The sequence below is a fragment of the Streptomyces sp. NPDC017202 genome (assembly GCF_044331705.1).
Lineage (GTDB): Bacteria > Actinomycetota > Actinomycetes > Streptomycetales > Streptomycetaceae > Streptomyces.
On record NZ_JBIRNP010000006.1, the window covers coordinates 93078 to 118146 of the forward strand.

The 25069-nt window shown below is 68.3% G+C and carries 37 protein-coding genes; 2 read left to right on the top strand and 35 right to left on the bottom strand.

All coding sequences use genetic code 11. From position 1 onward, the window contains the following. Window positions 1-164: 164 nt before the first annotated feature. The gene (locus ACH4N1_RS14535) at window positions 165-1376 is read right to left on the bottom strand and encodes a glycosyltransferase 87 family protein (protein WP_398097235.1); all 1212 of its coding nucleotides are present in this window, start codon (window positions 1374-1376) and stop codon (window positions 165-167) included. Window positions 1377-1450: 74 nt separating this feature from the next. Between ACH4N1_RS14535 and ACH4N1_RS14540 the strand changes: the two genes are divergently transcribed. Next, window positions 1451-2329 carry a hypothetical protein gene (locus tag ACH4N1_RS14540; RefSeq protein ID WP_398097236.1) on the top strand — a complete coding sequence of 293 codons (879 nt, stop codon included), beginning with the start codon at window positions 1451-1453 and terminating at the stop codon, window positions 2327-2329. A 19-nt stretch (window positions 2330-2348) separates the two neighbouring features. Here the strand turns inward: ACH4N1_RS14540 and truA are convergent, their stop codons facing one another. From truA to gdhA, 33 genes are all read right to left on the bottom strand, one after another. After that, window positions 2349-3203, bottom strand: coding sequence for a tRNA pseudouridine(38-40) synthase TruA (gene truA, locus ACH4N1_RS14545; protein ID WP_363089038.1), 855 nt, complete (start codon window positions 3201-3203; stop codon window positions 2349-2351). A 73-nt stretch (window positions 3204-3276) separates the two neighbouring features. Next, window positions 3277-3801, bottom strand: coding sequence for a 50S ribosomal protein L17 (rplQ, locus tag ACH4N1_RS14550; RefSeq protein ID WP_398097237.1), 525 nt, complete (start codon window positions 3799-3801; stop codon window positions 3277-3279). 144 nt (window positions 3802-3945) lie between these two features. Next, entirely contained in the window at window positions 3946-4968 is a 1023-nt protein-coding gene (locus ACH4N1_RS14555; RefSeq protein ID WP_003966937.1) for a DNA-directed RNA polymerase subunit alpha, read from the bottom strand. A gap of 223 nt (window positions 4969-5191) precedes the next feature. Then, complete coding sequence (gene rpsK, locus ACH4N1_RS14560; protein WP_010354218.1) at window positions 5192-5596, bottom strand: 30S ribosomal protein S11; 405 nt, start codon at window positions 5594-5596, stop codon at window positions 5192-5194. Window positions 5597-5660: 64 nt separating this feature from the next. Beyond that, window positions 5661-6041, bottom strand: coding sequence for a 30S ribosomal protein S13 (rpsM, locus tag ACH4N1_RS14565; protein WP_020132619.1), 381 nt, complete (start codon window positions 6039-6041; stop codon window positions 5661-5663). A gap of 214 nt (window positions 6042-6255) precedes the next feature. Further along, window positions 6256-6369 (bottom strand): 50S ribosomal protein L36, encoded by a 114-nt coding sequence (rpmJ, locus tag ACH4N1_RS14570; protein ID WP_003998809.1) that lies wholly within the window; start codon window positions 6367-6369, stop codon window positions 6256-6258. Window positions 6370-6437: 68 nt separating this feature from the next. Next, on the bottom strand, window positions 6438-6659 hold the full coding sequence (gene infA / locus ACH4N1_RS14575; RefSeq protein ID WP_004927214.1) for a translation initiation factor IF-1: 222 nt from the start codon (window positions 6657-6659) through the stop codon (window positions 6438-6440). Between the two features lie 246 nt (window positions 6660-6905). Further along, on the bottom strand, window positions 6906-7742 hold the full coding sequence (map, locus tag ACH4N1_RS14580) for a type I methionyl aminopeptidase (protein WP_398097240.1): 837 nt from the start codon (window positions 7740-7742) through the stop codon (window positions 6906-6908). Window positions 7743-7845: 103 nt separating this feature from the next. Continuing rightward, window positions 7846-8508, bottom strand: coding sequence for an adenylate kinase (locus tag ACH4N1_RS14585; protein ID WP_366059590.1), 663 nt, complete (start codon window positions 8506-8508; stop codon window positions 7846-7848). After that, window positions 8508-9821, bottom strand: a complete 1314-nt coding sequence (gene secY / locus ACH4N1_RS14590; protein ID WP_398097242.1) for a preprotein translocase subunit SecY — start codon at window positions 9819-9821, stop codon at window positions 8508-8510. Before secY ends, ACH4N1_RS14585 begins: the two co-directional genes overlap by 1 nt. 245 nt (window positions 9822-10066) lie before the next feature. Further along, complete coding sequence (gene rplO, locus ACH4N1_RS14595) at window positions 10067-10522, bottom strand: 50S ribosomal protein L15 (protein ID WP_003974249.1); 456 nt, start codon at window positions 10520-10522, stop codon at window positions 10067-10069. 2 nt (window positions 10523-10524) lie between these two features. Beyond that, window positions 10525-10707, bottom strand: coding sequence for a 50S ribosomal protein L30 (rpmD, locus tag ACH4N1_RS14600; RefSeq protein ID WP_030788246.1), 183 nt, complete (start codon window positions 10705-10707; stop codon window positions 10525-10527). After that, window positions 10707-11315 (bottom strand): 30S ribosomal protein S5, encoded by a 609-nt coding sequence (rpsE, locus tag ACH4N1_RS14605; protein ID WP_013001409.1) that lies wholly within the window; start codon window positions 11313-11315, stop codon window positions 10707-10709. Before rpsE ends, rpmD begins: the two co-directional genes overlap by 1 nt. A gap of 43 nt (window positions 11316-11358) precedes the next feature. Then, complete coding sequence (rplR, locus tag ACH4N1_RS14610; protein ID WP_398097245.1) at window positions 11359-11742, bottom strand: 50S ribosomal protein L18; 384 nt, start codon at window positions 11740-11742, stop codon at window positions 11359-11361. A gap of 3 nt (window positions 11743-11745) precedes the next feature. Then, a complete protein-coding gene (rplF, locus tag ACH4N1_RS14615; RefSeq protein WP_058923759.1) occupies window positions 11746-12285 on the bottom strand; it encodes a 50S ribosomal protein L6 in 540 nt (179 codons plus the stop codon). 24 nt (window positions 12286-12309) lie between these two features. Further along, entirely contained in the window at window positions 12310-12708 is a 399-nt protein-coding gene (gene rpsH, locus ACH4N1_RS14620; protein ID WP_073491923.1) for a 30S ribosomal protein S8, read from the bottom strand. A 210-nt stretch (window positions 12709-12918) separates the two neighbouring features. After that, window positions 12919-13104, bottom strand: coding sequence for a type Z 30S ribosomal protein S14 (locus ACH4N1_RS14625; protein WP_003948630.1), 186 nt, complete (start codon window positions 13102-13104; stop codon window positions 12919-12921). Between the two features lie 5 nt (window positions 13105-13109). Further along, window positions 13110-13667: a 50S ribosomal protein L5 gene (rplE, locus tag ACH4N1_RS14630; protein ID WP_030788262.1), complete on the bottom strand. Its 558-nt coding sequence runs from the start codon at window positions 13665-13667 to the stop codon at window positions 13110-13112. Continuing rightward, window positions 13667-13990, bottom strand: coding sequence for a 50S ribosomal protein L24 (gene rplX / locus ACH4N1_RS14635; RefSeq protein ID WP_033272457.1), 324 nt, complete (start codon window positions 13988-13990; stop codon window positions 13667-13669). The genes rplE and rplX overlap by 1 nt, the downstream gene beginning before the upstream one ends. Before the next feature lie 2 nt (window positions 13991-13992). Then, window positions 13993-14361 carry a 50S ribosomal protein L14 gene (rplN, locus tag ACH4N1_RS14640; RefSeq protein WP_003998823.1) on the bottom strand — a complete coding sequence of 123 codons (369 nt, stop codon included), beginning with the start codon at window positions 14359-14361 and terminating at the stop codon, window positions 13993-13995. A gap of 135 nt (window positions 14362-14496) precedes the next feature. Continuing rightward, the gene (gene rpsQ, locus ACH4N1_RS14645; RefSeq protein ID WP_009327090.1) at window positions 14497-14784 is read right to left on the bottom strand and encodes a 30S ribosomal protein S17; all 288 of its coding nucleotides are present in this window, start codon (window positions 14782-14784) and stop codon (window positions 14497-14499) included. Next, the gene (gene rpmC / locus ACH4N1_RS14650; protein WP_003998824.1) at window positions 14784-15008 is read right to left on the bottom strand and encodes a 50S ribosomal protein L29; all 225 of its coding nucleotides are present in this window, start codon (window positions 15006-15008) and stop codon (window positions 14784-14786) included. The genes rpsQ and rpmC overlap by 1 nt, the downstream gene beginning before the upstream one ends. Next, window positions 15008-15427: a 50S ribosomal protein L16 gene (gene rplP / locus ACH4N1_RS14655; protein WP_004927269.1), complete on the bottom strand. Its 420-nt coding sequence runs from the start codon at window positions 15425-15427 to the stop codon at window positions 15008-15010. The genes rpmC and rplP overlap by 1 nt, the downstream gene beginning before the upstream one ends. Window positions 15428-15432: 5 nt before the next feature. Beyond that, on the bottom strand, window positions 15433-16266 hold the full coding sequence (rpsC, locus tag ACH4N1_RS14660) for a 30S ribosomal protein S3 (RefSeq protein ID WP_366059592.1): 834 nt from the start codon (window positions 16264-16266) through the stop codon (window positions 15433-15435). Next, complete coding sequence (gene rplV / locus ACH4N1_RS14665) at window positions 16266-16613, bottom strand: 50S ribosomal protein L22 (protein WP_006130776.1); 348 nt, start codon at window positions 16611-16613, stop codon at window positions 16266-16268. Before rplV ends, rpsC begins: the two co-directional genes overlap by 1 nt. Before the next feature lie 41 nt (window positions 16614-16654). Continuing rightward, window positions 16655-16936: a 30S ribosomal protein S19 gene (rpsS, locus tag ACH4N1_RS14670; protein WP_363089032.1), complete on the bottom strand. Its 282-nt coding sequence runs from the start codon at window positions 16934-16936 to the stop codon at window positions 16655-16657. A 12-nt stretch (window positions 16937-16948) separates the two neighbouring features. Further along, the gene (gene rplB, locus ACH4N1_RS14675; RefSeq protein ID WP_030039757.1) at window positions 16949-17785 is read right to left on the bottom strand and encodes a 50S ribosomal protein L2; all 837 of its coding nucleotides are present in this window, start codon (window positions 17783-17785) and stop codon (window positions 16949-16951) included. A 38-nt stretch (window positions 17786-17823) separates the two neighbouring features. Next, window positions 17824-18243 carry a 50S ribosomal protein L23 gene (gene rplW / locus ACH4N1_RS14680; RefSeq protein ID WP_363089031.1) on the bottom strand — a complete coding sequence of 140 codons (420 nt, stop codon included), beginning with the start codon at window positions 18241-18243 and terminating at the stop codon, window positions 17824-17826. After that, window positions 18243-18899 (bottom strand): 50S ribosomal protein L4, encoded by a 657-nt coding sequence (gene rplD / locus ACH4N1_RS14685; RefSeq protein ID WP_363089030.1) that lies wholly within the window; start codon window positions 18897-18899, stop codon window positions 18243-18245. The genes rplW and rplD overlap by 1 nt, the downstream gene beginning before the upstream one ends. Before the next feature lie 8 nt (window positions 18900-18907). Beyond that, window positions 18908-19552, bottom strand: coding sequence for a 50S ribosomal protein L3 (gene rplC / locus ACH4N1_RS14690; protein WP_366059595.1), 645 nt, complete (start codon window positions 19550-19552; stop codon window positions 18908-18910). A gap of 16 nt (window positions 19553-19568) precedes the next feature. Beyond that, a complete protein-coding gene (rpsJ, locus tag ACH4N1_RS14695) occupies window positions 19569-19877 on the bottom strand; it encodes a 30S ribosomal protein S10 (protein WP_003948644.1) in 309 nt (102 codons plus the stop codon). Between the two features lie 768 nt (window positions 19878-20645). Then, window positions 20646-20981, bottom strand: coding sequence for a cupin domain-containing protein (locus ACH4N1_RS14700; protein ID WP_398097250.1), 336 nt, complete (start codon window positions 20979-20981; stop codon window positions 20646-20648). Between the two features lie 366 nt (window positions 20982-21347). Beyond that, entirely contained in the window at window positions 21348-22703 is a 1356-nt protein-coding gene (gene gdhA / locus ACH4N1_RS14705) for an NADP-specific glutamate dehydrogenase (protein WP_398097251.1), read from the bottom strand. Window positions 22704-23524: 821 nt separating this feature from the next. Between gdhA and ACH4N1_RS14710 the strand changes: the two genes are divergently transcribed. After that, window positions 23525-24385: a hypothetical protein gene (locus ACH4N1_RS14710; protein ID WP_398097253.1), complete on the top strand. Its 861-nt coding sequence runs from the start codon at window positions 23525-23527 to the stop codon at window positions 24383-24385. Window positions 24386-24522: 137 nt separating this feature from the next. Here ACH4N1_RS14710 and ACH4N1_RS14715 read toward each other — a convergent pair whose 3' ends face one another. Next, window positions 24523-25044, bottom strand: coding sequence for a hypothetical protein (locus ACH4N1_RS14715; RefSeq protein ID WP_398097255.1), 522 nt, complete (start codon window positions 25042-25044; stop codon window positions 24523-24525). Window positions 25045-25069 lie beyond the last annotated feature (25 nt).

Sequence of the window (25069 nt, forward strand, 5' to 3'; positions counted from 1 at the left end):
TGACGCATACCGCGTGCAGGTCGCTGGTCATCGGCCCGGTGGACCGGTGTAAGGGCCCGTCCCGTGAGAATGAGCAAGCCAATACACAACGAAGATGCAGGATACCTGCGGTGGCTCGGCCGGGTCAAAACGAGGCCGGCGGCCGTCAGGATCGCTGCTTCTCCTCATCCAGTGTAAAGGTGATCGCCGCCGGGGACCGCCGCCCGCGGGTCCGCGTCCGCCGGCCCGGACCGCCCCGCCGGCGGACGCCGGCCGCACCGACGACCCACCGTCACGGCCAGGACGCACAACGTCACCGCGTCCCGGAAGGCCCGGCGCTGCACCGCCTCCAGATAAGGCCAGGTCAGACCGGGCAGCTGCGGGACCATCGCCAGCCAGAACCACGGTCCGCGCGCCACCGAACCCGGGTACGGCAGCCCGGCCAGCAGCAGCGGCACGACGACGAGCAGGTAGTGGTCGTACGACGGCCGTGAGACCAGGAACACCGAGAGCATCAGCCCCGCCGCGGTCTCGGAGAGCCGCAGCGGACCGGGATCGGCGCGGCCCCAGCGCCGGTACGCCGCGACCAGACCCGCCGCGCAGGCGGCCAGCGCGAGCGTGCGGGCCGCGGGCGCCGGCACCCCCAGCCGCGGCAGCACCGCCCCCGGAGAGGCCTCGTAGAGCCGCACGAAGGCGTCCTGGCCGTGCAGCAGGAAGGGCAGGGTCCGGGTGAGGAACCCGGCCGGGTCGGGCAGCAGCAGGGCGCACGCGCCGGAGGCCAGCACCGGGACCGCGGCCATGACGGCGAGCGCCTTCCAGCGCCCCGCGAACAGGAACAGCAGCGCCAGCGGGGCCAGCAGCGGTTTCAGCGCCAGGGCCGTACCGAGCACCGCGCCCGCCGCCGTCCACCGGCCCCGGCTCGCCAGCAGCAGCCCCAGCGGCAGCGCCAGGACCGCCGTCGCCGTCCAGTTGCCCAGCCGCACCAGGTGCCCGAAGGGGGCGAAGCCGGCCGCGAGCGCGGTCAGCCCGAGCACCGCGAGCCGGCTGTCCAGCGCCACCCGGTGCAGCCGCAGCGCGCACCCCCAGCCACCCACCAGACAGGCCGTGACGACCGCCGGCACCAGCACGCGCAGCACCTCCGGCGGCAGCAGCGCCTGCGGCACGGCGGCGAGCACCGCCCCCGGCAGATACAGGAAGTGCGGATCGTCGTACGGGGACCGCCCCTCCAGCCAGGCGCGCGCCGCCCGGACGACGATCGCGTTGTCCATGCCGCCGTCCGGGGTGGCCCGCGCCACATGCCCCGTCAGCGCGCCCAGCACCGCCACCAGCCCCAGCCACGGCGGCCAGGAAGAACGCCGCACCAACCACCCTGAGATGTCGCCTTTGCCCGTACTCATTCCCCGAACGCTAGGGGCAGCGGAGCCCGTTGAGGCGGAACAGCACACCTCTCGCCCCGTCTAAGATGCGGCGCATGAGCTATGGGCAGGGGGGATCTCAGTCCCAGTGGGATCCCTGGAAACCGAACTCCGAGCAGCCGTGGACCAGCGGTGCCACGGACCCTTCGCCGGACTGGGCCGCGCTCGCCGAGGCGTCGGAGTCGCGCAACAAGCGCCGCCGGCTGCTGCTGATAGGCGGGGGCGTGCTCGCGACGCTCGGCGTCGGCACCGCCGTGGCCATGGCCGTGGTGTCGGCGAACGGCGGTGACGAGGCGTCCGGGAAGCCGGCCTCCTCGCTGCCCGCCACCGCCGACCTGCCGAGCGCGTCCGGGACGCCGTCCTTCGCACCGACCAGCGCCCCGCCGCCGCTGGACCCGAAGGAGTTCGTCTCCAGCAAGGCCAAGGACGGCGCGCCCAACGGCCCGGACATCATGTTCCCCGGCAGGCAGCTGACGATGGGCTCGGCCGTCTACCAGAAGGCCGGCAAGGCCGACACCACCAACTGCGTCACCGCCGCCGCGGGCACCCTGCCCAAGGTGCTGACCGCCAACGGCTGCACCCGCCTGATGCGCGTGACCTACGTCAAGGACGGCGTCGCGGTGACGGTCGGGGTCGCCGTCTTCGACACCGAGGCCCAGGCCCTCAAGGCCAAGGGACAGGCCGACAAGAGCAGCATCGTCAAGGCGCTGCCCGGCACCGACGCCAAGTCCTTCTGCGCCGGCGCGATCTGCCGCTCGACGACCAACTCCTACGGCCGGTACGCCTACTTCACGATCACGGGCTTCACCGACGGCAAGGACGTGACGACGAAGGACACCCAGGTCTTCGCCGCCGGGGACAACCTCGCGGAGTTCGCGTTCCAGCAGATCCGCCGCCGCGGCGAGACCCAGGCATCGGCGGCGGCGAACCAGTGACCCACTCCCCGGGGGCGGGTCAGCAGCACCCGGCCCCGGGCAGCGTCCGCCGGTTCCGCGCCTCCCTGCTGCGCGCGGCCAGCAGCTCGTCGGCCGGATAGCCGACCTCCTCCAGCGTCAGCCCGTGCGGCCGGACGACGTGCACCGCCGAGTCCCGTACGCCCGCGGCCAGCACCTTCCCCGGCCACTCCGGGCCCCGGTGCCCGTCCCCCACGAACAGCAGCGCCCCGATCAGCGAGCGCACCATGTTGTGGCAGAAGGCATCGGCCCGCACGGTCGCCGTGACGATCCCGTCTCCGCCGCGCACCAGGCTCAGCTCCTGGAGCGTGCGGATCGTGGTCGCCCCCTCCCGCCGCTTGCAGTAGGCGGCGAAGTCGTGCTCCCCCAGCAGCCGCCCGGCGGCCTCGTTCATGGCGTCCACGTCGAGGGGCCAGTCGTGCCAGAGGACGTGACCGCGCAGCAGCGGGTCCACCCCGCCGGGGTTGTCGGTGACCCGGTAGGCGTACCGCCGCCAGACGGCCGAGAACCGCGCGTTGAAACCGGCGGGCGCCTCCCGCAGCGCCCACACCCGGACGTCCCTGGGGAGCCGCCCGGCGAGCCGCTTCAGCAGCTTGGCGTGGTGCTCCGCCCAGACCTCGCGCGGCAGATCGACGTGCGCGACCTGCCCCCGCGCGTGCACACCGGCGTCCGTACGCCCGGCCACGGTCAGCTCGTACGTCTCCCCCGACCGCGTGACGGTCCGCAGGGCGTCCTCGATCTCGCCCTGCACGGTCCGCCGTCCGCCGGCCTGCTTGGCCCACCCCGAGAACTCCGCCCCGTCGTAGGACAGGTCCAGCCGCACCCGCACGAACCCGGGCTGTACTTCGTCACTCACTCCTGGATCCTCTCGACAACGCGAGAGCGGGCCCGCCCCGAAGGGAGGACCCGCTCCTGTGCAAGGCAGAGCCTCAGGCGTCCTTCGACTCCTCGGACGCGTCCTCGGCCTTGGCCTCGGCAGCGTCCTCGGCGACCTCGTCGGACTTGGCCTCGGCGGCCTCGTCCTTCTTCAGGGCGTCTTCCTTGACCGCGCGCTTCGTCGCGGCCTCGGCCTCACCGGTCGCCTGCTGCGCCACGGTCAGCGCCTCGACCAGCTCGATGACGGCCATGGGCGCGTTGTCGCCGCGGCGGTTACCGATCTTGGTGATGCGGGTGTAGCCACCCGGGCGGTTCTCGTAGCGCGGGCCGATCTCGGTGAAGAGCGTGTGCACGATGCCCTTGTCCGAGATGACCTGGAGCACCTGGCGACGGTTGTGAAGGTCGCCCTTCTTCGCCTTGGTGACCAGACGCTCGGCGTAGGGCCGCAGACGGCGGGCCTTCGCCTCGGTGGTGGTGATGCGGCCGTGCTCGAACAGCTGCTTCGCGAGGTTCGCGAGCAGCATCTTCTCGTGCGCGGCGCTGCCGCCCAGACGGGCACCCTTGGTGGGCTTCGGCATGGTCTTTCTCCTCAGTGTCTGCCCCGGCCGTATCAGGTACCGAAGTCAGTATCCGAGCGGGCGGTCGCCCGTCGGAGACCCCGCGCCCCTGAGGGCGCGGGGAACTGCGCGACCAGCCACAGCGGTCCCGCAGCCGAAAACGGATCAGTACTGCTCGGTCTCGACGAAGCCCGCGTCCGCGTCGTCGTCCGCGCCGAAGGCGTCGGCCGCGGCGGTCGGGTCGAATCCGGGCGGGCTGTCCTTGAGGGCCAGGCCCATGCCGGCCAGCTTCGCCTTGACCTCGTCGATCGACTTCGCACCGAAGTTGCGGATGTCGAGCAGGTCGGCCTCGGAGCGGGCGACGAGCTCACCCACGGAGTGGATGCCCTCACGCTTGAGGCAGTTGTACGACCGAACGGTGAGCTCCAGCTCCTCGATCGGCAGGGCGAGATCGGCGGCGAGGGCGGCGTCCGTGGGGGACGGGCCCATGTCGATGCCCTCGGCGTCGATGTTCAGCTCGCGGGCGAGACCGAACAGCTCGACCAGCGTCTTGCCGGCGGAGGCCATGGCGTCGCGCGGACGCATCGCCTGCTTGGTCTCGACGTCGACGATCAGCTTGTCGAAGTCGGTGCGCTGCTCGACACGCGTCGCCTCGACCTTGTACGTGACCTTGAGGACCGGCGAGTAGATCGAGTCGACCGGGATGCGCCCGATCTCCTGACCGACCTGCTTGTTCTGCACGGCGGAGACGTAGCCGCGGCCGCGCTCGACGGTCAGCTCCATCTCCAGCTTGCCCTTGCCGTTGAGCGTGGCGAGGACGAGGTCGGGGTTGTGCACCTCGACACCGGCCGGGGGCGCGATGTCGGCGGCGGTGACCAGACCCGGGCCCTGCTTGCGCAGGTACATCACGACCGGCTCGTCGTGCTCCGAGGAGACGACCAGCTGCTTGATGTTGAGGATCAGGTCGGTGACGTCCTCCTTGACGCCCGGCACGGTGGTGAACTCGTGCAGTACGCCGTCGATGCGGATGGACGTGACCGCCGCACCCGGGATCGAGGACAGGAGGGTCCGGCGGAGGGAGTTGCCGAGGGTGTAGCCGAAGCCCGGCTCCAGCGGCTCGATCACGAACCGGGAGCGGAACTCGTCGACGACCTCTTCGGTCAACGAGGGACGCTGAGCAATCAGCATGTTGCGTTCCTTCTGTCAGGGGCGCCCGCTATTTGACGCCCTGATATGAGACAAGGGTACGGGCGACACGACTCCGAGGAGCCGTACCGCCCGAGAACCTCAGTCCGGCAAACGACCGTGCGTCAGACGCGGCGGCGCTTCGGCGGACGGCAACCGTGCCGCGTCGTGCGGGGGACGACCCCCGCACCCCCAGCCGACTGCCGAGCCACCGCGAGCCCGTGCGTCAGACGCGGCGGCGCTTCGGCGGACGGCAACCGTTGTGCGGGGTCGGGGTGACGTCCTGGATGGAGCCGACCTCGAGGCCCGTCGCCTGCAGGGAACGGATGGCGGTCTCACGACCGGCGCCCGGGCCCTTGACGAAGACGTCGACCTTGCGCATGCCGTGCTCCTGCGCGCGACGGGCGGCCGACTCGGCGGCCATCTGCGCGGCGAACGGCGTGGACTTGCGCGAGCCCTTGAAACCGACGTGGCCGGCGGAGGCCCACGAGATCACGTTTCCGGCCGGGTCCGTGATGGACACGATCGTGTTGTTGAACGTGCTCTTGATGTGCGCCTGGCCGTGCGCGACGTTCTTCTTTTCCTTGCGGCGCACCTTCTTGGCAGCGCCCTGACGACCCTTGGGGGGCATCTATTACTCCTACGGGAGGTGGTCGGTCCTACAGCGAAGACCGCTGATGAGCGTCCGCTGAGGACTACTTCTTGCCCGGCTTCTTCTTGCCGGCGATGGCGCGACGCGGGCCCTTGCGGGTACGGGCGTTCGTGCTGGTGCGCTGACCGCGGACGGGCAGACCACGACGGTGACGGAGACCCTGGTAGCAGCCGATCTCGACCTTGCGGCGGATGTCGGCCTGGATCTCGCGACGGAGGTCACCCTCGGTCTTGATGTTGGCGTCCACGTACTCGCGGATCGCGACGAGCTGCTCCTCGGAGAGGTCGCGAACGCGGGTGTTGGGGTCGACGCCGGTCGCAGCCAGCGTCTCCTGGGACAGGGTCCGGCCGATGCCGAACACGTAGGTGAGGGCGACCTCCACGCGCTTTTCGCGCGGGATGTCAACACCGGAAACGCGTGCCATTCAATGGCTCCTGGTGATCTTCGGAGGTCTTCCGCAGAACCGCCTCCCAGCCGCCGTCCTCTTCTCCGGGAGTCCCGGGAAAATTTGGTACGGACTGGGTCCCCGGCCTCCGAACCGGGGGTGTCAGACCACAGGTCTGGGTTCTGCGTATGAACAATTCAGCTCGCGTCGCGCGAAGATTCTGCGTGATGCAGAGGGTGCGATCTGTGTGCGATCAGCCCTGGCGCTGCTTGTGGCGCGGGTTCTCGCAGATGACCATGACCCGACCGTGACGGCGGATCACCCTGCACTTGTCGCAGATCTTCTTGACGCTCGGCTTGACCTTCATGGGATGTGAGGTTCTCCGGGTCAGTTGCCGGCCACCCCGGGCGGGAACGCACGGGGCCTGGGCAAGATCTACTTGTACCGGTAGACGATCCGGCCGCGCGTCAGGTCGTACGGAGACAACTCCACCACGACCCGGTCGTCAGGGAGGATGCGGATGTAGTGCATGCGCATCTTGCCGCTGATGTGCGCCAGGACCTGGTGGCCGTTCTGGAGCTCAACTCTGAACATGGCGTTCGGAAGAGACTCGACGACAGTGCCCTCGATCTCGATGGCACCTTGCTTCTTGGCCACGCTTCGCCCTTCGAATCGACTACCTTGATCGACTCCTGGGCTTTCCCTTACGGGCGCATACAGACATGCGGGTGCACAAGAGCCGACGAGTCAGTCTACGTCAGTGCACCCGGAAACACGAATCGAGGAAGTCTGCCCATCCCCGGAGATCCTTAAGCGGTCCCCGGGCCCGGACGGACCGGGAAGAAGGGCAGGGAGGGGAAGGGGCGGCGGGGGCGAGACACCTCGAGCCCCCGCCCGGCACCCTCAGGCCAGCGGGTCGGGCGCGGCCACGACCCCGTGCTCGGCGAGCTTCGCCTTCCCGCCGTCCACCGCGGTCAGTACCAGCGGCCCCTGCTCGGTCAACGCCACCGAGTGCTCCCAGTGCGACGACCAGGTCCCGTCCGTGGTGATGACGGTCCAGTCGTCAGCGAGGACCTCCGTGCGCGGCGTACCCAGCGACACCATCGGCTCGATGGCCAGGCAGAAGCCGGGGACCAGCTTGGGGCCCTTGCCCCGCTTGCGGTCGACGTAGTTCAGCAGGTGCGGGTCCATGTGCATCTCGGTGCCGATGCCGTGGCCGCCGTAGTCCTCGATGATCCCGTAGCGTCCGCCGCCCGGCTTCGGCTGGCGGCGGATGTACGTCTCGATGGCCCGCGACACGTCCACCAGCCGGTTGCCCTGCTTCATCGCCGCGATGCCGGCCCACATCGACTCCTCGGTCACCCGGGAGAGCTCGATCAGCTCGGGGGCGTGACCGGAGCCGACGAAGGCGGTGTAGGCGGCGTCGCCGTGCCAGCCGTCGACGATCGCCCCGCAGTCGACGGAGATGACGTCCCCGTCCTTGAGGACGACCTCGTCGGAGGGGATGCCGTGGACGACGACGTCGTTCACCGAGGTGCAGATGGTCGCGGGGAAGCCGCCGTAGCCGAGGAAGTTCGACTTCGCGCCGTGCTCGGCGAGGACCTTGCGGGCGACCTCGTCGAGGTCCTTCGTGGTCGCCCCGGGCACCGCCGCTTCCCGCGTCGCCGCGTGGACGGCGGCGACGACCAGGCCCGCCGCGCGCATCGTGGCGATCTGCTCGGGGCTCTTGATCTGCACCATGGGGGGCCTGCGCTCTCCGTCACTCAGGTCGGTCGATGACATACGTACACAACAGTACGGCCGTGGCGTCCCGGAGGACTCCACGGCCGTACCCGGACGGAGCCTACTGGCCGTCGTCCTCGCGCTTCAGTGCCGCCAGCGCACGGCCGGTGACCTCGTCGACCGGGCCCATGGCCTCGATCGTCACGACCAGGCCCTGCGCCTTGTAGTAGTCGATGATCGGCTCGGTCTGCGTGTGGTAGACCTCCAGCCGCGTGCGGACGGTCTCCTCGGAGTCGTCGTCGCGCTGGTACAGCTCCCCGCCGCAGACGTCGCAGACGCCGTCCTTGGACGGCTTCTTGTACGTCACGTGGAAGACGTGGGAGGAGTCGTTGCGGCAGATGCGCCGGCCGGCGATCCGCTTGACGACCTCCTCCTCGGGGGCCTCCAGGTCCAGTACCGCGTCCAGCTTGATGCCCTCGGTGGTGAGCAGCTCGTCCAGCGCCTCGGCCTGCGAGACGTTGCGCGGGAAACCGTCGAGCAGGAAGCCGCGCTCGGCGTCCGGCTGCTCCATGCGGTCCTTCGCCATGGCGATGGTGACCTCGTCGGGGACGAGGTTGCCGGCGTCCATGTAGGACTTCGCGAGTTTCCCGAGCTCCGTCTGCTGGCTGATGTTGGCGCGGAACAGGTCGCCCGTGGAGATGTGAGGTACGCGCAGCTTCTCGGCTAGGCGAGTGGCCTGCGTTCCCTTACCGGCGCCCGGCGGCCCGACGAGGACGATACGCATCAGCGGAGGAACCCTTCGTAATTGCGCTGCTGAAGCTGGCTCTCGATCTGCTTCACCGTCTCGAGACCCACACCCACGATGATCAGGATGCTGGTACCACCGAACGGGAAGTTCTGGTTTGCCCCGAAACCAGCCAACGCCATCGTCGGCACGAGAGCGATCAGCCCCAGATACAGCGAACCCGGCCAGGTGATCCGGTTGAGTACGTAGCTCAGGTACTCAGCGGTCGGTCGGCCAGCCCGGATGCCCGGGATGAAGCCACCATACTTCTTCATGTTGTCGGCGACTTCCTCGGGGTTGAAGGAAATGGCCACGTAGAAGAAGGCGAAGAAGACGATCAGGAAGAAGTAGAGAGTGATGTGCGCGGGCGCCGCCGTGTCCGCCAGGTTCTGCGTGATCCAGGTCGCCCAGCCCGCCTGTGAGTTGGAGAACTGCACGATCAGAGCCGGGATGTAGAGCAGCGACGAGGCGAAGATGACCGGGATCACACCGGCCTGGTTCACCTTCAGCGGGATGTACGTCGACGTACCGCCGTAGGAGCGGCGGCCGATCATGCGCTTGGCGTACTGCACGGGGATGCGGCGCTGGGCCTGCTCGACGAAGACCACCAGGCCGACCATGACCAGGCCGACGAGGATGACCGTGCCGAACTCGATCCAGCCGCCGGCCAGCGTGCCCTGCTTCTTGATGGCCCACAGCGCGGAGGGGAAGGTCGCGGCGATCGAGATGAACATCAGGATCGACATGCCGTTGCCGATGCCGCGGTCGGTGATCAGCTCGCCGAGCCACATGACCATCGCCGTACCGGCGGTCATGCAGATGACCATCGTGATGGTGCTGAAGATCGCGCGGTCCGGGACGATCTGGCCGGCCACCGAGCAGCCCGAGAAGAGCGCGCCGCTCCGGGCGGTGGCCACCAGGCCGGTGCCCTGGAGGATGGCGAGTGCCACGGTGAGGTACCGGGTGTACTGCGTGATCTTCGCCGTACCGGCCTGGCCCTCCTTCTTGAGCGCTTCCAGACGCGGGATCACCACGGTCAGCAGCTGAAGGATGATGCTCGCCGTGATGTACGGCATGATGCCCAGGGCGAAGATCGTGATCTGCAGCAGCGCGCCGCCGCTGAACATGTTGACCAGACCGAAGAGGCCCTGGTTGCCGGATGCCTCGTCCACGCAGGTCTGGACGCTCTTGTAGTCGACACCCGGGATCGGGATGTGGGTGCCGACCCGGTAGACCACGATGATGCCGAGCGTGAAGAGCAGCTTCTTGCGCAGGTCGGGCGTCTTGAACGCCCGGGCGAACGCGGTGAGCACGGTGCCTCCTGCGACCCCCGCGCGTCTGCGTCAAGGGTGACGGTGTTGAGGTTCCAATAAGAACGACGACATGTGTAACGGTCGACTGCCGCCCAAGGTGCCCCATCGGAGGCACCTTGTGAAAGAGGGCAGTGCAGGCCACCTTACCGGCGACACTGCCACCCTAGGAACGACCAACCGGGGATACCCCATTTGTGGGGTATCCCCGGTCGGGATCGCTCAAGTCATCGAGACGCCTGATGGAATCAGACGAGCTCGGTGACGGTACCGCCGGCGGCGGTGATCTTCTCCTTGGCGGAGCCGGAGACGGCGTCGACCGTCACCTGCAGCGCCACGGAGATCTCGCCCTGGCCGAGCACCTTGACGAGGCTGTTCTTGCGAACGGCACCCTTGGCGACGAGCCCCTCGACGGTGACCTCGCCACCCTCCGGGTACAGCGCCGCCAGCTTGTCGAGGTTCACGACCTGGAACTCGGTCTTGAACGGGTTCTTGAAGCCCTTGAGCTTCGGAAGACGCATGTGGAGGGGCATCTGCCCACCCTCGAAGCGCTCCGGAACCTGGTAACGGGCCTTCGTGCCCTTGGTACCACGACCGGCCGTCTTACCCTTCGACGCCTCACCACGACCCACACGGGTCTTGGCGGTCTTGGCGCCCGGGGCGGGACGGAGGTTGTGGATCTTGAGCGGGTTGTTCTCCGCCATGATCAGTCGACCTCCTCGACCGTCACGAGGTGGCGGACGGTGTGCACCATTCCGCGGAACTCGGGGCGGTCCTCCTTGACGACCACGTCGTTCAGGCGCTTGAGCCCGAGCGAACGCAGGGTGTCACGGTGGTTCTGCTTGCTGCCGATGTACGACTTCGTCTGCGTGATCTTGAGCTGAGCCATTACGCAGCACCAGCCCCGGCACGCGCACGAAGCAGAGCCGCGGGAGCGACGTCCTCGAGGGGCAGACCGCGGCGGGCCGCGATCTCCTCGGGACGCTGCAGGCCCTTCAGGGCCTCCACGGTCGCGTGCACGATGTTGATCGCGTTCGACGAACCGAGCGACTTCGACAGGATGTCGTGAACGCCGGCGCACTCGAGCACGGCACGCACCGGGCCACCGGCGATGACGCCGGTACCGGGGGACGCCGGCTTGAGCAGGACGACGCCCGCCGCCTTCTCACCCGTGATCGGGTGCGGGATGGTGCCCTGGATACGGGGGACCTTGAAGAAGTGCTTCTTGGCCTCCTCCACACCCTTGGCGATGGCGGCCGGCACCTCCTTGGCCTTGCCGTAACCGACACCGACGGTGCCGTCACCATCGCCCACCACGACCAGCGCGGTGAAGCTGAAGCGACGACCACCCTTCACTACCTTGGCGACGCGGTTGATCGCGACGACGCGCTCAACGTACGCGGTCTTCTCGGCGGCAGCTGCGCCGCCGTCACGGCCCTTCCGGTCCCGCCGCTCGCCGCCACCGGCACCGCCACCGCGGCGCTGGGGTCCAGCCATTGGAATTACCTCTCTCTGTCTCCGCTAGCTACGGAACCAGGACTCAGAACTTGAGTCCGGCCTCGCGGGCTGCGTCCGCCAGAGCGGCAATGCGCCCGGCGTACTGGTTACCACCACGGTCGAAAACGACGGCCTCGACACCGGCGGCCTTGGCACGCTCGGCGACCAGGGCGCCGACCTGCTTGGCCTGCGCCGACTTGTCGCCCTCGCCCCCGCGGATCGAGGTGTCCAGGGTGGACGCCGACGCAAGGGTGTGACCCTTGAGGTCGTCGATCACCTGGGCCACGATGTGGCGGTTCGAGCGGGTTACGACCAGACGGGGGCGCTCCGACGTACCGGCGATCCGCTTGCGGATCCGGATGTGACGGCGCTTGATCGCGGCGCGCTTGTAGGCGTCGCCCTTCAGGATCTTCTGCCCGTATGCCATGGCTTACTTACCCGCCTTTCCGACCTTGCGGCGGATGACTTCGCCCTCGTACTTGACACCCTTGGCCTTGTACGGGTCGGGCTTGCGCAGCTTGCGGATGTTGGCCGCAACCTCGCCGACCTTCTGCTTGTCGATGCCCTCGACCTGGAAGCGGGTCGGGGTCTCCACCTTGAAGGTGATTCCCTCGGGCGCCTCGACGGTGATCGGGTGGCTGTAACCGAGCGCGAACTCGAGGTTCGAACCCTTCGCGGTCACGCGGTAACCGACACCACTGATCTCGAGCTTCTTCACGTAACCCTGGGTCACGCCGGTGATCATGTTCGCCACCAGCGTGCGGGACAGGCCGTGCAGGGCCTTGCTCTGACGCTCGTCGTTGGGGCGGGTGACGTTCAGAACGCCGTCCTCACCCTTGGCGATCTCGATCGGCGCGACGACGGTGTGGGTCAGCGTGCCCTTGGGGCCCTTGACCGACACCGTCTGGCCGTCGATGGTGACGTCCACGCCGGCGGGAACCGTGATGGGGAGCTTGCCAATGCGCGACATAGCTGTTTCCTCCGTTCCCTTCCGCTACCAGACGTAGGCGAGGACTTCTCCGCCTACGCCCTTCTTGCCGGCCTGCTTGTCGGTGAGGAGACCGTGCGACGTGGAGATGATCGCCACGCCGAGGCCGCCCAGCACCTTGGGCAGGGAGGTGGACTTCGCGTAAACCCGGAGACCGGGCTTGGAGATCCGCTTGATGCCCGCGATGGAGCGCTCACGGTTGGGACCGAACTTCAGCTCGAGGGTGAGGTTCTTGCCCACCTCGGCGTCCTCGATCTTCCAGCCCGTGATGAAGCCCTCCTGCTGGAGGATCTCCGCGATGTGAGACTTGATCTTCGATGCCGGCATCGTCACGGAGTCGTGGTACGCCGAGTTCGCGTTCCGCAGACGCGTCAGCATGTCTGCGATCGGATCAGTCATGGTCATGAGTTGGCCTGTGGCCTCTCTCGCCGGGGTTTCCTGGTGCGCCATCCCTCTCCCCGATCCGAGACGGGACGGGTGCGGCGCGGTGGACCTACGGCGTAGTAAGTCGTACGGGCGTCAGGCGCCCAACCCTCCCAGCCTACGGCATGAAGGGGTGGGCACCTGACACTGCCCTTTACTTACCGAGAGCTCAGGAATCCCGAAGTACGGGGATTACCAGGAGCTCTTGGTCACGCCCGGCAGCTCGCCACGGTGAGCCATCTCACGAAGGCACACGCGGCAGAGGCCGAACTTGCGGTACACGGAGTGCGGACGGCCGCAGCGCTGGCAGCGCGTGTAGCCGCGTACTCCGAACTTGGGCTTACGAGCAGCCTTGGCAATCAGAGCCTTCTTCGCCATCTCGCTCACGCCTCCTTGAAGGGGAAGCCGAGGTGACGAAGGAGCGCACGGCCCTCAGCGTCGTTGGTCGCCGTGGTGACCACGGTGATGTCCATACCCCGGACGCGGTCGATCTTGTCCTGGTCGATCTCGTGGAACATGACCTGCTCCGTGAGACCGAAGGTGTAGTTGCCACGGCCGTCGAACTGCTTGGGGGACAGGCCGCGGAAGTCGCGGATGCGCGGAAGCGCCAGCGACAGGGTGCGGTCCAGGAACTCCCACATGCGGTCGCCACGGAGCGTGACGTGAGCACCGATCGGCTGACCCTCGCGCAGCTTGAACTGCGCGATGGACTTGCGGGCCTTGGTGACGGCCGGCTTCTGACCGGTGATCGTGGTGAGGTCGCGGATCGCGCCCTCGATCAGCTTGGAGTCGCGGGCGGCGTCGCCCACACCCATGTTGACCACAATCTTGACGAGGCCCGGGATCTGCATGACGTTCTCGTAGGAGAACTCCTCACGCAGCTTGCCCGCGATCTCCTCGCGGTACTTCGTCTTCAGACGCGGAGTGGTGGTGGTAGCCATCAGATGTCCTCACCCGTCCGCTTGGCAACGCGGATCTTGTTGCCCTCGTCGTCGAAGCGGTAACCGACACGCGTGACGACCTTGTTGCCGTCCTTCTCCACGACCAGCTGAACGTTGGACACGTGGATCGGGGCCTCGGTGGTCACGATGCCGCCGGCCTGGGAACCGCTGGCGGTCGGGCCGGCCTTGGTGTGCTTCTTGACCCGGTTGACACCCTCGACCAGGACGCGGTCCTCGCGGGGGAAGGCCGCGATGACCTTGCCCTGCTTGCCCTTGTCCTTACCGGTGATGACCTGGACCAGGTCGCCCTTCTTGATCTTCATGCTTACAGCACCTCCGGCGCGAGCGAGATGATCTTCATGAACTTCTTCTCGCGCAGCTCACGGCCGACCGGGCCGAAGATACGGGTGCCGCGAGGGTCGCCGTCGTTCTTCAGAATGACGGCGGCGTTCTCGTCGAAGCGGATGTACGAGCCGTCCGGACGGCGGCGCTCCTTGACGGTGCGAACGATGACCGCCTTGACGACGTCACCCTTCTTCACGTTGCCACCGGGGATCGCGTCCTTGACGGTGGCGACGATGACGTCACCGATGCCCGCGTAGCGGCGACCGGAGCCACCGAGCACACGGATGCAAAGGATCTCCTTCGCACCAGTGTTGTCGGCGACACGCAGTCGCGACTCCTGCTGGATCACGTCTATCTCCTGTTTGTCTGCCGGTTCCCGGCAGGGGCCGCCTCTTCACGAGGTGGAGCCCCTGCCGAGCCTGGCGGAACTGTCCTGCGGGGTTGCCCGCAGGCGTACTGGTGGGAATTCCCTTGCGGGAACTACCTACTTGGCCTTCTCGAGGATCTCGACGACGCGCCAGCGCTTCGTCGCGGACAGCGGACGCGTCTCCATGAGGAGGACGCGGTCGCCGACGCCCGCGGCGTTCTGCTCGTCGTGGGCCTTGAGCTTGTTGGTACGGCGGATGACCTTGCCGTACAGCGCGTGCTTGACGCGGTCCTCGACGGCGACGACGACGGTCTTGTCCATCTTGTCGCTGACGACGAGACCCTCACGGGTCTTGCGGAAGCCGCGGGCCTCTGCAGTCTGCTCAGTCACGTTGTTCTCACTCATCAGGCGCTCTCCACCGTCTCGATGCCCAGCTCGCGCTCACGCATCAGGGTGTAGATCCGCGCGATGTCCTTGCGGACGGCCTTCAGCCGACCGTGGTTCTCGAGCTGACCGGTCGCCGCCTGGAAGCGGAGGTTGAACAGCTCTTCCTTGGCTTCGCGGAGCTTCGCGAGAAGCTCCTCGTCACCCAGTTCGCGCAGCTCGGACGCCTTGGTACCGGCCGACATCACGCTTCACCTGCCTCGCGCTTGACGATCCGGCACTTCATCGGCAGCTTGTGGGCTGCGCGAGTGAGGGCCTCACGGGCGATCTTCTCGTTGGGGTAGGACAGCTCGAACATGACCCGACCCGGGTGCACGTTCGCGATCCACCACTCCGGCGAACCCTTACCGGAACCCATGCGGGTCTCGGCAGGCTTCTTCGTGAGCGGGCGGTCCGGGTAGATGTTGATCCAGACCTTGCCGCCACGCTTGATGTGGCGGGTCATCGCGATACGGGCCGCCTCGATCTGGCGGTTGGTCACGTACGCCGGCGTGAGGGCCTGGATGCCGTACTCGCCGAACGCGACCGTCGTACCACCCTTGGCCTGACCACGGCGCTTCGGGTGGTGCTGCTTGCGGTGCTTGACCCTACGGGGGATCAGCATGTCGGTCAGGCCTCCGTTCCGGTGCTCTCAGCCGGAGCGGCGGCGGGGGCCTCGGCCTTGGGGGCCTCGGCACCGGCAGCCTGCTGCGGCTTGCGACCGCGCCGCTCGCCACCGCCACCACGGCCACCACGGGCCGGGCGGTCGGCGCCGCCGCCGCCACGGGCCGGGCGGTTGCCGGCGCGGGCAGCGGCGTTCTCGGCACGGACCTCGGCGATGTTCTTGACGTCGCCCTTGTAGATCCAGACCTTCACGCCGATGCGGCCGAAGGTCGTCTTGGCCTCGAAGAAGCCGTAGTCCACGTTCGCGCGGAGCGTGTGCAGGGGCACACGGCCCTCGCGGTAGAACTCCGAGCGGGACATCTCGGCGCCGCCGAGGCGGCCACCGCACTGGATCTTGATGCCCTTGGCGCCGGCCTTCATCGCCGACTGCATGCTCTTACGCATGGCGCGGCGGAAGGAGACGCGGGAGGAGAGCTGCTCGGCGACGGCCTGAGCGACCAGCTGGGCATCCGTCTCGGGGTTCTTGACCTCGAGGATGTTCAGCTGGACCTGCTTGCCCGTGAGCTTCTCGAGGTCGCCGCGGATGCGGTCGGCCTCGGCGCCACGGCGGCCGATGACGATGCCCGGACGAGCGGTGTGGATGTCCACACGCACGCGGTCACGGGTGCGCTCGATCTCCACCTTCGAGATGCCGGCGCGCTCCATGCCGGACGTCATCATCCGACGGATGGCGACGTCTTCCTTGACGTAGTCCTTGTACAGCTTGTCGGCGTACCAGCGGGACTTGAAGTCCGTGGTGATGCCGAGCCGGAACCCATGCGGGTTAACCTTCTGGCCCATTACCGGGTTCCTTCCTTGCTGCTGACGACCACGGTGATGTGGCTGGTCCGCTTGCGGATCCGGTAGGCGCGGCCCTGGGCACGCGGACGGAACCGCTTCAGGGTCGGGCCCTCATCGACGTAGGCCTCGGAGATGAAGAGGCTGTCGACATCGGTGTGGTCGTAGTTGTGCGCGGCGTTGGCGATGGCGCTGTCCAGCACCTTGCCGACCGGCACGCTCGCGGCCTGCGGGGCGAAACGCAGGACCGCCTGAGCCTCCGTGGCGTCCATGCCACGGATGAGGTCCACCACGCGGCGGGCCTTCATGGGCGTGACGCGGATGTACCGCGCCTGGGCCCTGGCTTCCATGGTTGTCCTTCCAGTGTCTGTCATGGTCATTCCACCCCGCCTTAGCGGCGCTTCGACTTCCGGTCGTCCTTGACGTGACCCCGGAAGGTGCGCGTCGGCGAGAACTCGCCGAGCTTGTGGCCGACCATCGACTCGGTGACGAACACCGGAATGTGGGTCTTGCCGTTGTGCACCGCGATCGTGTGACCCAGCATGCTGGGGATGATCATCGAGCGACGGGACCAGGTCTTGATGACGTTCTTGGTGCCTGCCTCGTTCTGTACGTCCACCTTCTTGATCAGGTGGTCGTCGACGAAGGGCCCCTTCTTGAGACTGCGCGGCATCTAAACCCGCTCCTAGCGCTTCTTGTTCGTCTTGCGGCGGCGGACGATGTACTTGTTCGAAGCCTTCTTCGGCGAACGAGTACGACCCTCCTTCTGACCCCAGGGGCTGACCGGGTGGCGACCACCGGAGGTCTTGCCCTCACCACCACCGTGGGGGTGGTCGACCGGGTTCATCGCCACACCGCGGACGGTCGGGCGGACGCCCAGCCAGCGCTTGCGACCGGCCTTGCCCCAGTTGATGTTGCTCTGCTCGGCGTTGCCGACCTCGCCGACCGTGGCGCGGCAGCGCTGGTCGACCAGGCGGATCTCACCGGACGGCATGCGGAGGTGGGCCATGGTGCCCTCCTTCGCGAGCAGCTGCACGGAGGCGCCGGCGGAGCGGGCGAACTTGGCACCGCCACCGGGACGGATCTCGATCGCGTGGATCGTGGTACCGACCGGGATGTTGCGGAGGGCCAGGTTGTTGCCCGGCTTGATGTCGGCCCCGGGACCGTTCTCGACGCGGTCACCCTGCTGCAGGTTGCGCGGGGCGAGGATGTAGCGCTTCTCGCCGTCCGCGTAGTGCAGCAGCGCGATGCGCGCGGTGCGGTTGGGGTCGTACTCGATGTGCGCGACCTTCGCCGGCACGCCGTCCTTGTCGTGACGACGGAAGTCGATCACTCGGTAGGCGCGCTTGTGTCCGCCACCCTGGTGGCGAACGGTCACACGACCGGCGTTGTTACGGCCGCCCTTGCTGTGCAGCGGGCGGACCAGCGACTTCTCCGGCGTGGACCGCGTGACCTCGACGAAGTCGGCGACGCTGGAGCCACGACGGCCCGGCGTAGTCGGCTTGTACTTGCGGATTCCCATTTCTCAGTCCTCGTCCGATATCGGACGATCCGACCCGCTTACGCGGTCGGACCGCCGAAGATGTCGATACGGTCGCCCTCAGCGAGGGTCACGATCGCGCGCTTGGTGGAAGCGCGCTGACCGAAACCGGTCTTGGTGCGCTTGCGCTTGCCCTGGCGGTTGATCGTGTTGACCCCGGTGACCTTGACCGAGAAGACCGCCTGGACGGCCTGCTTGATCTGGGTCTTGTTGGCGTTCGGGTCGACGATGAACGTGTACTTGTTCTCGTCGAGGAGCGCGTAGCTCTTCTCCGACACGACCGGCTTCAGCAGCACGTCACGGGGGTCCGTGTACGCCTTGCTGGGCGCGGTGACGACGGTGTTCTTGCCCTCGGCCTCGTGGCGCTTCGCCTTGGCGATGCGCGCGGCCTTGGCGGCCTTGGCCGCCTTGGGGGCGATGCTCGGGTGACGCGTAGCCATCAGGCGTCACTCCCTTCGGTGTCGTTGGCCTTCGGGCCGGCGACGAAGGACTCGAGAGCGGCCTGGGTGAAGACCACGTCGTCCGAGACGATCACGTCGTACGTGTTCAGCTGGCCCGGCTCCAGGATGTGCACCTGGGGCAGGTTGCGGGCGGACAGCCACGCGGCCTCGTCGGCGCGGTCGACGACCAGGAGCAGGTTCTTGCGCTCCGAGATCTTGCCGAACAGCGTCCGAGCGGACTTCGTGGACGGGGTGTCGCCCTCGATCACGCCGGTGACGACGTGGATGCGGTTGTGGCGGGCCCGGTCGGTGAGGGCGTGGCGCAGGGCCGCGGCCTTCATCTTCTTCGGGGTCCGCTGCGAGTAGTCACGCGGCACGGGACCGTGCACGACGCCACCACCGGCGAACTGCGGCGCGCGGGTCGAACCCTGACGGGCGCGGCCGGTGCCCTTCTGGCGGTACGGCTTCTTGCCGCCACCGCGGACTTCACCGCGGCGCTTGGTCTTGTGCGTGCCCTGACGGGCAGCGGCGTTCTGCGCGACGACGACCTGGTGGATCAGCGGGATGCTGACCTTCTCCACGCCGAAGATCTCCGCGGGGAGCTCGACGCTACCGGTCTTCTCGCCGGCAGGCGAAAGGATGTCAACAGTGCTCATCGGTTACCTCAGGCCCCCTTGGCCGCGGTGCGGACCAGGACGAGGCCGCCGTTCGGACCGGGAACCGCGCCCTTGATGAGCAGCAGACCCTTCTCCGCGTCAACGGCGTGGACGGTCAGGTTCTGGGTGGTGACCCGCTCGTTGCCCATGCGACCCGCCATGCGGAGGCCCTTGAACACGCGGCCCGGGGTGGCGCAGCCACCGATGGAACCGGGGGAGCGGTGCTTGCGCTGGGTGCCGTGTCCGGCGCCGAGGCCCTTGAAGTTGTGACGCTTCATGACACCGGCGAAGCCCTTGCCCTTGCTCTTGCCGGTCACGTCGACCTTGATGCCGGCCTCGAACACCTCGGCGGTGATCTCCTGGCCGAGGGTGTACTCGCCGGCGTCGGCGGTACGGATCTCGACGAGGTGGCGGCGGGGAGTGACGTCGGCCTTGGCGAAGTGGCCCTTGAGGGGCTTGTTCACCTTGCGCGGGTCGATCTCGCCGAAGGCGATCTGCACCGACTCGTAGCCGTCGGCGTCGTTCGTACGCACCTGGGTGACGACGTTGGGGCCGGCCTTGACGACGGTGACCGGAACAACACGGTTGTTCTCGTCCCACACCTGCGTCATGCCGAGCTTCTCGCCCAGGATGCCCTTGATCTGCTTGGTCATCTTCAGATCACCGGCCTCAGAGCTTGATCTCGATGTCGACACCGGCCGGGAGGTCGAGTCGCATCAGAGAGTCAACGGTCTTGGGGGTCGGGTCGAGGATGTCGATCAGGCGCTTGTGCGTGCGCATCTCGAAGTGCTCGCGCGAGTCCTTGTACTTGTGCGGCGACTTGATGACGCAGTACACGTTCTTCTCAGTGGGCAGCGGCACCGGGCCCGCGACCGACGCACCAGTACGCGTCACCGTCTCGACGATCTTCTTCGCCGAGCTGTCGATGACCTCGTGGTCGTAGGCCTTGAGCCGGATGCGGATCTTCTGTCCCGCCATGGCTACTCAGTAGTCCTGTCTCTTCTAACGCTCTGGACCTGATGGGCCCCTTACCGTTTCCTCCGACCCACGCGGTCGGGCGTGTCGCGCTCCCGCTGACACGGATGTCCTCACGTTCGAACATCCCTGCGGGGAATGCACACGGCCCTACCGGAACCGCAGACCGAGGACGGAAGGCCCACCGGGTGCCTGGTCGGTGTCGCGCCCACGCTTCCCGGAAGATTCCCGTACGTCCGCCCCAGCGCTGCCGTGAGGCAGTTAGGGCGACGAGTACTGTGGGACTCGCTTCCGGTCCTCCCGGCGGGAGGCGCGCAGCATCAACACTCGGCCGAGCAACTCGGACAGTCTGCCATATGGGGCGGGGGCCTGGCCAATCGAGCCGGAGAGAATACCCCGGACGTGACGCAGGTCAAACAAGGGCCGATCCCCGGGCGCGGTGACCGTCCGGAGAAGAGCGCCTCGGCCGGACCGGGCGGTCGGGTCGGTGATCGTGACGGCGGTCCTGGCCCTGGCCTTCGGCCCTGCTGCTGTATCCCCGGCTCGCCTGGATGTCACTGCTGGCGGAGCACCCACCGCTGGTTCGATCCGGAGCCGGTCACCGGTCGTCGTAGAAGCCGGACGGGGCCTGCGGCTGTACCCGCTCACCACCCTGCCCGCGCTCGTGGCCGTCGCGGCGCCCGGCCGGAGTGCTCACGGCCGCGGCCGCAGGGCACGTGGCCGAACAGCGCATGGCGGCCGTACGGCGGTGGCGGCGCCCCTGTGCGTCCGTCAGCCCTGGGTGGCGACCGTGAGGAGGACCGCGGAGTCCTCCGTCGCCTCCAGGCCGTGGCGGGCCAGCGGGATCACGAGGAGGTCGCCGGTGCGGCCCTCCCACGCGGTGTCGCCGCTGGTGAGCCGGACCCGTCCGCGCAGCACCAGCAACGTCGCCTCGCCGGGGCTCTCGTGGTCGGCGAGGGAGGTGCCGGCGGTCAGTGCGAGGAGGGTCTGGCGCAGGCTGTGCTCGTGGCCGCCGTAGACGGTGCTCGCGCTGCGGCCGGTGGAGGAGGCGGCGGCGCGTTCGAGCTGTTCGCGGGTGAGCGCGTCGAGGGAGAGTTTCGTCTGCATGGCCGCAAGTCTTCCCGGGCGGGCGGACGGTCGCCAGGGCCGTGTGGGGTACTCGGAGCGGCCGGGGCGGGCGCGGCTCCCCGCCCCGGCCTGTGAGCGGCGTGCCTGCCGGACGCCCCTCCACACCGGCCCCCGCACCGGTCCCTGCACCGGGCCGAACTCCTCGACCGAGAGGGCGACATGGTGACGGCGGCGGGACCGCCGGGGCCGGCCGGGGAGCAGGTGGGCGTCCCGCGTCCGCCCGGCACCCCCGCCCGCTTCCGCCGCCTCGCCCGCCCGGCCGGCGCCTCTCCCCGGCCGGCCTCTCCGCTCCGTGACGGCATGACGGCATGACGGCATGAAACCGTGCCGCGTCACGCGGGTGCGTCAGATGACGCCCTGCGCCAGCATCGCGTCCGCCACCCGCTCGAAGCCGGCGATGTTGGCGCCCGCCACGTAGTCGCCGGGAGCGCCGTAGCGCTCGGCGGTCTCGGCGCAGGTGGTGTGGATGTCGGTCATGATCCTGGCCAGCTCGTCCTCGACCTGGTCGGCCTTCCACGACGTGCGCGACGCGTTCTGCGTCATCTCCAGCGCGCTGACCGCGACCCCGCCCGCGTTGGCCGCCTTGCCGGGGCCGAAGGCGACACCGGCCCGCTGGAACAGCTGCACGGCCTCCGGCGTGGTCGGCATGTTCGCGCCCTCGGAGACCGCCTTCACGCCGTTGCGGACGAGGGCGGCCGCGTCGTCGGCGTTCAGTTCGTTCTGCGTGGCGGACGGCAGCGCGACGTCGGCCGGGACCTCCCAGACCCGTCCGCCGGGCACGAACCGCGCGGAGGCGCCGCGCCGCTCGGCGTACGTGCTCACCCGGCCGCGCTCGACCTCCTTGACCTGGCGCAGCAGCTCCAGGTCGATGCCCTTGTCGTCGACGACGTAGCCGCCGGAGTCGGAGCAGGTGACCGGGTGGGCGCCGAGGGCGGCCAGCTTCTGGATGGTGTGGATCGCGACGTTCCCGGAGCCGGAGACGACCGCCGTCTGCCCCTCCAGGTCCTCGCCGCGGGCGCGCAGCATGGCCTCCGCGAACAGCACGTTGCCGTATCCGGTCGCCTCGGGCCGGATCAGCGAGCCGCCCCAGCCGGCGCTCTTGCCGGTCAGCACGCCGCCCTCCCAGCGGTTGGTGATCCGCCGGTACTGGCCGAACAGGTAGCCGATCTCACGGGTGCCGACGCCGATGTCACCGGCCGGGATGTCGGTGTACTCGCCGATGTGCCGGTACAGCTCGGTCATGAAGGACTGGCAGAACCGCATGACCTCGGCGTCGCTGCGGCCCTGCGGGTCGAAGTCGCTGCCGCCCTTGCCACCGCCGATGCCGAGCCCGGTCAGCGCGTTCTTGAAGATCTGCTCGAAGCCGAGGAACTTGATGATGCCGAGGTTCACCGAGGGGTGGAAGCGCAGACCGCCCTTGTACGGGCCGAGGGCGCTGTTGTATTCGATCCGGAAGCCCCGGTTGACGTGCACCCGGCCGGTGTCGTCCGTCCACGGCACGCGGAAGATGACCTGCCGCTCCGGCTCGATCAGCCGCTCGACGAGTCCCGGGTCCCGGTACTCGGAGCGCGCCGCGAGCGCCGGGCCGAGGCTGTCCAGCACCTCGCGTGCGGCCTGGTGGAACTCGGGTTCCGCCGGATTGCGGCGCACGATCTCGACATGCAGGTGTTCGAGCGAGGTGGTCTCGGGTCGCGTCGTCACGGGAGCCCTTTCTGGCACGGCCGCCACCGGGGCCGGACAGCCGGTGATCCGGCCCGATCCGTTCGGTGGGGGGTGGCGCTCGGCGCCTTTGCCGCGCGCGGGAAACTTGACTGTTACCTGTGTGTAACACGAGGACCGGCGGCCCACGGCCCATACGCCACTATGTGAGAACAGCTCACCCGAAATGGCCATGACATCAGCATGTGCCCGACGTCCCGTCAGGCGTACGCGGGACCCGGCGCTCGTCACGCCTCCAGGGCCCCGGCAAGAACCCGGTGCACGTCGACCACTCGTCCGTCGTCACCGGGCCGCCCCGGCTCCTGGACACCGCGAACGTGTCGACCGCTCGTGCACGCGGGGCCGCCCAGGGGCTGCCGACGACCACGGACGACGGCGAGGCGACGACACGGGTCGCGGCACGTGAACCGACGGCCGGCTCCTCGGACGTCCCGGCGCAGCCCCCGGTCCCAGGCCGCCCCCGGTCCCAGGCCGCCCCGACCCGCTCCTCCCGCTCGAGACCCGCATTCACCCGGGTGGGTGAACAACACCGGTTCGACCGGATCTCCGGGTCACCAACTCCCCTACGCTCAGCGCAAACACCCCCTCCCGGAGGAACCGGCGAGCCTCTGCGCGGCCGATGCACCGCCTCACCGCACAACTGCCGCCTCCGGTCCGCGGCGCCCCTGCCGAACCTCCGCCCGTCCGGTGTCCTCTGTACTGCTGCGAGGGCTGCGACCGCGGCAGCCGCTCCCCGGCCCCGACGACCGCTGCCGGGACCGCCGGGCAGCCGCCGCCCGTTCCTGAACCGACGAAGGAAACCCATGGTCAGTCCGCCCCACGAAGCGATGCACCGCATCTTCCAGCACGACCCCGGACTGTTCAGCCGCGTCTCCCGCTTCCTGGGAGTCGACGTCCCCACCCCCGTGAAGGCGACGGCTCTGCCGACCGATCTCACGGAGGCAAGCCCCGTCGAGCGCCGCGTGGACACGCTCCTGCGCTTCGAGACCGCGGAACAGGGACCCTTCCTCCTGGCCATCGAGGCGCAGGGCAGGAAGGACCCGGACAAGCCCGCGAGCTGGGCGTACTACGCCGCGTACCTGTGGACGAAATACCGGCTGCCCACGGCTCTCCTGGTCGTCTGCCAGGACCACGCCACCGCCAGGTGGGCCGGGCAGGCGGTGAACAGCGGGCCTCCCCAGCTGCCCACCCTCACCCTGCGGCCCCTGGTCGCCGGCCCGCACAACATGCCGGTGATCACCGACCCGGAGGAAGCCCGCGCCGACCTGGTCCTGGCCAGCCTGGCGGCCATCACACACGCGGCCGATCCGGTCGTGGATGTGATACTGAAGGCCCTGTCCACAGCATTGCGGGACGTACCCGAGGACATCGCGGACCCCATCGTCGAATTCACCGCACAGGGCCTGGGCAACCGCCCGGCCAAGCATCTCTGGAGGAACCTGGTGGCCGTGGACCTTTCCTTCTACACGTCGTACATCTCCGAGGAAATCCGCGCTCAGAGTCGCGCAGAGGACATCCTCGTCATCCTGGAACAACGGGGCCTCGACGTCTCCGAGGACGTCCGCGGGCGCGTCATGGACTGCACCGACCCCGAGGTCCTCCGCCACTGGCTCACCCGCGCCGTCACGGCCCCGACGACCGAGGAGATCTTCGAGGACGAGTGACGGGCCGGTCCCCGCCCCGGCTGCGGCTCGGCAACGCTTACCGGGAGCGGGCCGGTCTCGCAGGGCTGACTACGTAGGAGGAAACCCGGCGCAGACGGGTCTCCTCCTACAACACTCAACGGTTCCTGACCGGCCGATCACCCCTGCTCTGAGTCACTCGCAGACCTGAAGCACCTTGAGTACAGGTTCACCTCGATGAGCGGCTCGTGGCCGTCCAGCCCTTTGAGCCAGGTGATTTCAGCCTGACTGAGCGTCTTTGTGTGGACAGCCAGGATCTGCATGTTCTTGTTCCTGCTGCCGTCGTCACCGACCTTCTCGATTTTCCAGCCCTGGCCGGGGAGCTCCTGGCGCAGATTGGCCATCCCCTTCTCCATGACATCGTTCCCCACCCCGTAGGCCGACCAGGGATGGCGGACTCTGTACAAATCCCCCGAGTCGCCGTCACCGGATTCACAAGGCTGAACATTCGGCCCCGGTTCCGTGACCTTGCTCTTGATATCCATGACATCGAAGAGCCGGCTGGACAGTTCTGAGATTTCACTCTTAACCGTCTCGGCGGATCGGGATTTCGACTCGTAGTCCAATGAACTCCCACTCTCTTCAGCAGTCGAACAGCCCATCACCAGCACAAGGGCGGAGAGGGTGATCAGTGCCCCCACACCGATGGAACGCCCCTTGCGGGGC

What these genes read in the sequence shown, in the direction of transcription:
- ACH4N1_RS14535 (WP_398097235.1), bottom strand. Translation starts at nt 1,376, where the DNA reads ATGAGTACGGGCAAAGGCGACATCTCAGGGTGGTTGGTGCGGCGTTCT.
- ACH4N1_RS14540 (WP_398097236.1), top strand. Translation starts at nt 1,451, where the DNA reads ATGAGCTATGGGCAGGGGGGATCTCAGTCCCAGTGGGATCCCTGGAAA.
- rplQ (WP_398097237.1), bottom strand. Translation starts at nt 3,801, where the DNA reads ATGCCGAAGCCCACCAAGGGTGCCCGTCTGGGCGGCAGCGCCGCGCAC.
- ACH4N1_RS14555 (WP_003966937.1), bottom strand. Translation starts at nt 4,968, where the DNA reads ATGCTGATTGCTCAGCGTCCCTCGTTGACCGAAGAGGTCGTCGACGAG.
- rpsK (WP_010354218.1), bottom strand. Translation starts at nt 5,596, where the DNA reads ATGCCCCCCAAGGGTCGTCAGGGCGCTGCCAAGAAGGTGCGCCGCAAG.
- rpsM (WP_020132619.1), bottom strand. Translation starts at nt 6,041, where the DNA reads ATGGCACGCGTTTCCGGTGTTGACATCCCGCGCGAAAAGCGCGTGGAG.
- rpmJ (WP_003998809.1), bottom strand. Translation starts at nt 6,369, where the DNA reads ATGAAGGTCAAGCCGAGCGTCAAGAAGATCTGCGACAAGTGCAGGGTG.
- map (WP_398097240.1), bottom strand. Translation starts at nt 7,742, where the DNA reads ATGGTGCAGATCAAGAGCCCCGAGCAGATCGCCACGATGCGCGCGGCG.
- ACH4N1_RS14585 (WP_366059590.1), bottom strand. Translation starts at nt 8,508, where the DNA reads ATGCGTATCGTCCTCGTCGGGCCGCCGGGCGCCGGTAAGGGAACGCAG.
- rplO (WP_003974249.1), bottom strand. Translation starts at nt 10,522, where the DNA reads ATGGCGGAGAACAACCCGCTCAAGATCCACAACCTCCGTCCCGCCCCG.
- rpmD (WP_030788246.1), bottom strand. Translation starts at nt 10,707, where the DNA reads ATGGCTCAGCTCAAGATCACGCAGACGAAGTCGTACATCGGCAGCAAG.
- rpsE (WP_013001409.1), bottom strand. Translation starts at nt 11,315, where the DNA reads ATGGCTGGACCCCAGCGCCGCGGTGGCGGTGCCGGTGGCGGCGAGCGG.
- rplR (WP_398097245.1), bottom strand. Translation starts at nt 11,742, where the DNA reads ATGGCATACGGGCAGAAGATCCTGAAGGGCGACGCCTACAAGCGCGCC.
- rplF (WP_058923759.1), bottom strand. Translation starts at nt 12,285, where the DNA reads ATGTCGCGCATTGGCAAGCTCCCCATCACGGTTCCCGCCGGCGTGGAC.
- rpsH (WP_073491923.1), bottom strand. Translation starts at nt 12,708, where the DNA reads ATGACCATGACTGATCCGATCGCAGACATGCTGACGCGTCTGCGGAAC.
- ACH4N1_RS14625 (WP_003948630.1), bottom strand. Translation starts at nt 13,104, where the DNA reads ATGGCGAAGAAGGCTCTGATTGCCAAGGCTGCTCGTAAGCCCAAGTTC.
- rplE (WP_030788262.1), bottom strand. Translation starts at nt 13,667, where the DNA reads ATGGCTACCACCACCACTCCGCGTCTGAAGACGAAGTACCGCGAGGAG.
- rplX (WP_033272457.1), bottom strand. Translation starts at nt 13,990, where the DNA reads ATGAAGATCAAGAAGGGCGACCTGGTCCAGGTCATCACCGGTAAGGAC.
- rpsQ (WP_009327090.1), bottom strand. Translation starts at nt 14,784, where the DNA reads ATGAGTGAGAACAACGTGACTGAGCAGACTGCAGAGGCCCGCGGCTTC.
- rpmC (WP_003998824.1), bottom strand. Translation starts at nt 15,008, where the DNA reads ATGTCGGCCGGTACCAAGGCGTCCGAGCTGCGCGAACTGGGTGACGAG.
- rplP (WP_004927269.1), bottom strand. Translation starts at nt 15,427, where the DNA reads ATGCTGATCCCCCGTAGGGTCAAGCACCGCAAGCAGCACCACCCGAAG.
- rpsC (WP_366059592.1), bottom strand. Translation starts at nt 16,266, where the DNA reads ATGGGCCAGAAGGTTAACCCGCATGGGTTCCGGCTCGGCATCACCACG.
- rplV (WP_006130776.1), bottom strand. Translation starts at nt 16,613, where the DNA reads ATGGAAGCCAGGGCCCAGGCGCGGTACATCCGCGTCACGCCCATGAAG.
- rpsS (WP_363089032.1), bottom strand. Translation starts at nt 16,936, where the DNA reads ATGCCGCGCAGTCTCAAGAAGGGGCCCTTCGTCGACGACCACCTGATC.
- rplB (WP_030039757.1), bottom strand. Translation starts at nt 17,785, where the DNA reads ATGGGAATCCGCAAGTACAAGCCGACTACGCCGGGCCGTCGTGGCTCC.
- rplW (WP_363089031.1), bottom strand. Translation starts at nt 18,243, where the DNA reads ATGGCTACGCGTCACCCGAGCATCGCCCCCAAGGCGGCCAAGGCCGCC.
- rplD (WP_363089030.1), bottom strand. Translation starts at nt 18,899, where the DNA reads ATGAGCACTGTTGACATCCTTTCGCCTGCCGGCGAGAAGACCGGTAGC.
- rplC (WP_366059595.1), bottom strand. Translation starts at nt 19,552, where the DNA reads ATGACCAAGCAGATCAAGGGCATCCTGGGCGAGAAGCTCGGCATGACG.
- rpsJ (WP_003948644.1), bottom strand. Translation starts at nt 19,877, where the DNA reads ATGGCGGGACAGAAGATCCGCATCCGGCTCAAGGCCTACGACCACGAG.
- ACH4N1_RS14700 (WP_398097250.1), bottom strand. Translation starts at nt 20,981, where the DNA reads ATGCAGACGAAACTCTCCCTCGACGCGCTCACCCGCGAACAGCTCGAA.
- ACH4N1_RS14710 (WP_398097253.1), top strand. Translation starts at nt 23,525, where the DNA reads ATGGTCAGTCCGCCCCACGAAGCGATGCACCGCATCTTCCAGCACGAC.